We start from the raw sequence: 3,129 nt of genomic DNA on the forward strand, positions 1-3,129 counted from the left end.
CTTCGACAGGCAGGGGGCTCCTCACTGTACGCGGATGACCACGAAACACCACCGGTCCCGCTGGGGGAAAGACCGTCTGGGTCCCAACAGTTGCACCTCGGACGGACCACCATTCGACCCAGGTCCGGGCCTGCCTCCGTATGGAGACCATGCGCCTGCCGAACCTGCGTCGAACCCGCGTCCTGATGGGAGTCCTTGGCTGGCTGGGTGCCTCCGCCTGCCATGGGCCGGACGGCGTCACGCCCCCGTGTGACGGCGTGGACTGCGCGGGTCCCACGAAGGGGCTCGCGCGGGCGTTCGAGCCAGACGCGCTGTCGTCGCGCATGGAGCCGCGCGCGAGCTTCGGGGGGCTCAAGGTGCGGCGGGCCGCTGGGCGCACCTTCGTGCTGGAGACGACGCGGGACGCGGAAGGCCACGACACCCGCCGGCTCAGCGTGCGGTCTCCGGACGGCGCGCTGCTCTGGCGCGTGGACGCGGCGGCCGCGGAGCACTTCAGCGACTTCACCGTGCACCCGTCCGGAGAGAGCACGCTGGGCGTCGAGCGCACCGACGCGGAGGTGGGCGCGTTCGACCTGCTGCGCCTGTCCCCGGAGGGGCAGGTGCTGTCGCGACAGCCGCTGCCCGTGCCGTCGACGGTGCCGGCGTCCGACCTGGGCGGCACCCTGCCCGCCTCCCCCTTCCGCATGAAGTCGCCGTGGGTGCACGCGCTCACCGACGGCTGGCTGCGCACGGAGGCGCGGGGCGAGGACGTGGCCGTGGCCTTCCTGTCACTCGTGACGGTCCCGGAGGGGGCCCACGAAACGTCGGAGCTGGCGTCGGGGCTGATGACGCTCCAGTGGGTGGACGGGCGCTACCAGGAGCAGTGGACGCGCGTCGTCGACGGGCGCCACTCCACGCAGCCGGCGGCCTGGGCCTACGACGAGTTCCGCTGGCGCGAGGCCGCGCTGCGTCCGCTGCTCGAAGTGGCCGGCGACGGGCGGCTGGTGGTGGGGCGCACGTGGAACACGTCCCGGTGCCAGGCCTCGAGCCGCACGTTCAACGACTTCACGGGCCTGCACTGCAGGACGAGCACGGACGTCACCCAGCCCGTGGACACCGAGCGCCAGGCCTTCGCCGTGACGACGTTCACCCCGGAGGGAGCGCGCACCGGCACGCGCGCCTTCATCCCCGCGGCGGCAGCGGAGTTCGTCGTCTTCGACATGGCGGTGCGCGGCGTGGAGGTGGCGCTCGCCGGCACCGTGGTGACGGAGGCCGAGGACGGCACGATTGCCTACTACCCGTCCGCGCCGGGCGTGCAGGACCGGATGACGCCGTATGACGGCTATCTGGGCGTGCTGTCGCTCGACACGGGCGTGCTGCGCTTCGAGCACCGGGTGGACACGGGACGCGCGGATCACTTCTCCGCGCTGCGCTGGACGGACGCGGGGCTGCTCGCGGTGGGCGGCGCCGGCTGGGACCGCTGGTACGGCGGCATGAGCATCTCGCGCGGCGCGGGGGCGCTGCTCGCGCTCGCGTCCACCGACGGCCAGACGGTGCGCACGCAGCGTGCCGGGCCCGAAGGACAGGACCGTCACTTCCACCTGCTGGGCGTGGACGCGGACGGCGACACGCTGGTGGCGGTGGGGCTCGCGGAGGCGCCCATGACGCACGCGGGAGACGGCGGCAACCGGGCGGCCATGACCTTCGGCGGGCTCACGGTGGAGCTGCGCTGAGCCACCGGTGACGCCGGCCCTCGCCACACTGACGCCGCCACGCGCAAGCAAAAGATATCCAAAACACGCCTACCTTCTTGGGGTGCCCCTTGGCAGGCAAAGCCTCGCACACCACCTTCCGACCGCCGTGGGCCGGAAGGAGCGGACATGCATGTGAGGAATTGGGGCACCCTGCTGTGGTTGGGGTTGGCAGGCGTGGGATGTGGTGGTTCGCAGGGCAATGAACTGTCAGGGGAGCCCGCGTCCCCGTCGGTGGAGGGCGTACCCGCGGCCACGGTGGAGGAGGACTCCCGCGAGGTGAGCGCCCAGGCATGCCCTACCGGAGTGGCGTCCCGGGTGGCGTCCCTCACGCCTCCTGGCTCCGGGGGCTTCATGGGGGAGCTCACCAACGTCCAGGGGACGCTCTACTTCGTCACCTCCGTCTTCGACACCGGTTCGGTCCTGTGGCGCAGCGACGGCACGGAGGCGGGGACCGTCCCGGTGAAGACATTTCCGGGGCCGCCCGGCGTCTACCAACCGATGGACCTGGTCGCGGTGGGCAACAGGCTCTTCTTCCAGGTCCGCACCCCGGCCGCCGGCATGGAGCCCTGGATCAGTGACGGGACGGAGGGCGGGACCCGGCTGATCAAGGACATCACCCCCGGCGCGGACGACTCCGTTCTGAGCAATGCCTCCGAGGTCAATGGCCGCCTGGTGTTCTTCCGCTGGGTGCCGTTGCCGGGAGGCGGGGCGGGGCCGGAGTTGTGGCGGTCCGACGGGACCGCCGCCGGCACGCTGCGGGTGCGGAACTTCAGCGGCTCCACGGGCTTGAGCGCCGACACGTTGAAGGCCGGCAACGCGTTGCTCTTCTTCTTCGCCGAGGAGACGGGCACCACGCTGTGGCGCACCGACAGCACGCTGGCCGGGACCACCTCCGTCAAGCGGCTGGACTCGGGGCCCACCTTCGTCAGCAGTGTGAGCCGCCCGGGTGAGCCGCCGCTGTTCATCCTGGAGGACGGCCCCAACTCCGAGGTGTGGAAGACGAATGGCACCGCCGCGGGGACCGTCCGGCTGGACGCCTTCGGCAAGCCTGTGCGCCTGCTTGGGGCGCTGGGCGCGAATGTCTATCTGACGTCCGTGGACAGCCCGGCGACGAAGCGGCTGCGCATCGACCGGCTCTCGTTGAACGGCGGTGGCAAGGCGCAGGTTACCACCCTGCCCAACCCCTATGGGTCCGGCGAGTACGCATATCCCTACGTGTGGACGGCGGTGGTCTCCGGCAGCGACCTCTACTTCTCCATGGCCATCGGCAGCGACGCCCCCGTGCCCGAGAACGTGGCGCTGTGGGCGACGAATGGAACAGCCGCGGGGACCCGCAGGCTCTTCAACAATCTCTATGTGGAGTACGGGTACCGGTACCCCCTGTTCGCCACCGGCA

2 protein-coding genes are annotated in these 3,129 nt (G+C 71.3%); both read left to right on the top strand.

The annotated features are described in order from the left end of the window. The first annotated feature begins 149 nt into the window (after positions 1-149). Complete coding sequence (locus D7V93_RS40935; RefSeq protein WP_147451618.1) at positions 150-1,712, top strand: hypothetical protein; 1,563 nt, start codon at positions 150-152, stop codon at positions 1,710-1,712. Between the two features lie 147 nt (positions 1,713-1,859). Then, the coding region (locus D7V93_RS40940) for a hypothetical protein (RefSeq protein ID WP_120648414.1) at positions 1,860-3,129 on the top strand (1,270 nt) is incomplete at its 3' end.

This window comes from Corallococcus llansteffanensis (assembly GCF_003612055.1).
GTDB classification, from domain to species: domain Bacteria; phylum Myxococcota; class Myxococcia; order Myxococcales; family Myxococcaceae; genus Corallococcus; species Corallococcus llansteffanensis.